This window comes from Pseudomonas sp. P5_A12, from assembly GCF_056400685.1.
Genome location: NZ_JBFUKU010000427.1, coordinates 1 through 3,417, shown reverse-complemented (window position 1 = coordinate 3,417; position 3,417 = coordinate 1). Strand labels below are relative to the sequence as shown.

Here is a 3,417-nt window from a genome sequence, read left to right as displayed (position 1 = left end):
AAGCCGATAAGCACCGTACTACCGACGGCAATTTTGATGTCACTGCCTACAGGGCCGGCTACCGATTCGTATGGGATACCCATCTTGGCCAGATAGGCCTTGGTCTTGTCGCAAGCACTGTCAAATTTGGCTTTGCCCACCGGATCAAATTGGAAGGTGCAAGAGGCCAGGTCAGCGGTAACCGTGACCGGAGCGGTGATGCTTGCTTGCGAGATCTGAGGGTTCCCGTAGTAGCTCAGAGCTTTGAATAGTGGAAAATACAGAAGGGTGGCAAGTAGTAAACCGGTCATCAGAATCGGCTTGCGTCCAATCTTGTCGGAGAGTGAGCCGAAGATGATGAAGAACGGTGCTCCAATCACCACGCTGATAATCAGCAGAGTGTTGGACTGTGCCGGATCCATCTTCAAGAACTGGGTCATGAAGAAGAAGACGTAAAACTGAGAGGTGTAGAAGGTCACGGCTTGGCCGGCGTTGATGCCGAACAGTGCAGTCAACACTATCTTGAGATTTGACCAAGAGCCGAACGAGTCGCGAATCGGCGATTTGCTCGTCGTACCCTCTTCCTTCATTTTTTTGAAGGAAGGAGACTCATGCATGCTCATGCGAATCCAAGCAGAAATACCAACCATCACTAGGGAAAGCAGGAATGGGATTCGCCAGCCCCACACTTCAAACTGATCGCCGGTGACCTTACGGCAGATCAAGATGATCAGTAGGGAGAGAAGCAGGCCGAAGGTAGCCGTGGATTGAATCCAGCCAGTGAACATACCTCGCTTGTTCCTAGGGGCATGTTCGGCCACGTAAGTAGCGGCACCGCCATATTCGCCGCCGAGCGCAAGGCCCTGGAGCATACGCAAAGCCACCAGAATGATCGGTGCAGCGATGCCCCAAGAGGCATAGGTCGGAAGGAGGCCGACGAGGAAAGTCGATATACCCATTAATATAATGGTGACCATAAAGGTATATTTTCTGCCGATCATGTCGCCCAGGCGCCCAAACACAAGTGCACCGAAAGGCCTCACAAGGAAGCCGGCGGCGAAGGTCATGAGCGCAAAGATGAAGGCGGTTGTGTCGTTGACGCCAGAGAAGAAGTGCTTGCCGATGATGGCTGCCATGGCGCCATACAGAAAGAAATCGTACCACTCGAAAATCGTTCCAAGAGAAGAGGCGAAAATAATCTTCTTGTCTTGTCGTCCTATTTCTTCGGATGAGCCAATGGCTCGCTCTTGGGCTATCTCATTCATTTTGCAGTTCCTCGGCCCAGTGGGCTCGTTTTGTTTTTTTTTTTGTTCTTGACTGCCGGCCAATTGAACTGGCCGCCATCGTTAGATTTATCTGAAGCTGGCGCCCCGATAATTCGGTCATGCTCGATGGATCGTATTGCGAACAGCGGGGGCTAAATTCTCCAGTTGCTTGTGGTAGTGGAACCGAGTCTATGAGTGGCCTAGCGAGTGGCACAGAGCAGAATCTGCTCAATGGATGTGCAAAAAATAGGGAATGCACTGCTGGTCGCCCTCTACCTGCTGCACAGCCGTTTCAGCTGATCATGGAGAGGTATGGCGGATGACTTGTGCAAATGGTGCAGTTCTGTAATGCATGGAGTGTGGCTTGTTGCAAATGGTGCAAGGTGCGACCTTTGGTGCAGTGCAATCACTGGAGGTGAGTCATGGTCGATGTAGTGCGTTTAGAAAGCTTTGGTGGTGCTGAGCAACTTCATCTGGACAGCATTCAGGTCGGCGAGCCGGCTGAGGGGCTGGTGCGTCTTAAGCAGCATGCGGTGGGTGTGAATCCTCTGGATATCAGTCAACGCCGTGGCGAGGTGAAGATCGCGCTTCCTTCTGGTATTGGCCTGGAAGGTGCTGGCGTTGTAGAGGCCATTGGRCCAAATGTGACGAACGTCAAGGTTGGTGATCGTGTTGCATACGCGACTGGCCCTATCGGCAGCTATGCAGCTGTCAGACTTTATCCAGCGGAACGATTGGTTAAGCTGCCTGACTCTATGAGTTTTGAAGAAGCGGCCTCCGTCCTGTTCAAAGGCATCACCGCTCAATACCTGCTCAAAACCACTTACCCAGTTAGCAAGGGCACAAACATTTTGCTCTACGGCGCTGCCGGTGGAGTTGGTCAGCTGATGGCCGCTTGGGCGAAGCACTTGGGTGCGAACGTAATCGGTGTAGTGTCGAAAGAAGCGAGCGTAGAGCGGGCACGTGCTGCTGGTTGTGACCATGTGTTCGTGTTCGATAGCGCGACATTGGCAGCAAACGTTCAGGAAGCTACCGGCGGAAAGAAGGCGGATGTTGTTTATGACCCAATCGGTAAGCAGACCTTCGAGACTTCGTTGGATTGCCTGACGGTGCGTGGTCTGATGGTTTCCTACGGCATCTCTAGTGGCGTGCCGGATCCCGTAGCGATAGGGACGCTCAATGCCAAAGGCTCCCTGTACCTCACACGACCTTCCTTGTTGGCTCATACTGCTACTGCTGAGGCTTATCAAGAGCGTGCAGCTGATGTGCTGGACGCCATTGCCAAGGGCATCATCAAGGCCCATGTCTCGAAAATTTATCCTTTGAACGAAGCCGGCAAGGCCCAGCAGGACATTGAGAACGGACATTCCAAAGGTTCGATTGTCCTTGTTCCTTAACCCCACTGGTGAGGTTGTTGATGGATCCGTTCGATAGCCGTAAAGCAGATGAGCTCTGCGCAATCCTTGCGCTTGCAGATCATCAGACGTTTTCAGCGGCGGCGAAGGTTCTCGAGCGGCATCCATCCGTTTTGTCGAAGCGTATTTCCGCGCTGGAAATGAGGCTGGGTGTTCGGCTGGTTGAGAGAACGACCCGGACTGTACGGTTCACTGACGTCGGTGCTCGTTTCGTTGAAAACATCCGTGCCGCTGCTCGGTTGATAGAGGAGGCTCAATCCGAAGCGTTACAAGACTCATCGGAAATTCAAGGAACGCTCAGGTTGTCCCTGCCCTCCGCGATGGGGCGGATGTGGTTGAGCCCGCTGATTGCCGAGTTCGCCAAACTCCATCGCCATCTCTCCCTAGAGCTCGAGTACACCGATGATTTCGTGGATATTGTCTCGAAGGGGTATGACTTGGCGATACGTATCGGGGATTTGCCGGACAGCCGGCTGATCGCACGGAAGCTTTGCGATCAAAGACGCATCTTGTGCGCCTCGCCTGAGTACGTTGAGCAACATGGAGCGCCCACGCACCCTCACGACTTGATGAAGCACCAATGTCTGTCCTACACCGGATTCAGCACTTTTCCTGATTGGCGCCTCGTGTCCGGCGGTAAGGCCGTCACAGTTAGGCCAAAAGGGTCGATCAAAAGTAACGACAACGAGGGGCTTCTCATTGCTGCCAGTCATGGATTGGGCATCGTTGCTGGTAGTACTTGGTTGATGGCCAAGGCG

3 protein-coding genes are annotated in these 3,417 nt (G+C 53.3%); 2 read left to right on the top strand and 1 reads right to left on the bottom strand.

The window, feature by feature from the left end; all coding sequences use genetic code 11:
- On the bottom strand, window positions 1-1,244 hold a 1,244-nt coding region (locus AC1DSG_RS29265; RefSeq protein ID WP_477793983.1), incomplete at its 3' end, for an MFS transporter.
- Between the two features lie 422 nt (window positions 1,245-1,666).
- Between AC1DSG_RS29265 and AC1DSG_RS29260 the strand changes: the two genes are divergently transcribed.
- Both AC1DSG_RS29260 and AC1DSG_RS29255 read left to right on the top strand, forming a co-directional pair.
- Complete coding sequence (locus AC1DSG_RS29260) at window positions 1,667-2,641, top strand: quinone oxidoreductase family protein (RefSeq protein ID WP_477793982.1); 975 nt, start codon at window positions 1,667-1,669, stop codon at window positions 2,639-2,641.
- A 20-nt stretch (window positions 2,642-2,661) separates the two neighbouring features.
- A partial coding sequence (locus AC1DSG_RS29255) for a LysR family transcriptional regulator (RefSeq protein WP_477793981.1) occupies window positions 2,662-3,417 on the top strand: 756 nt, incomplete at its 3' end.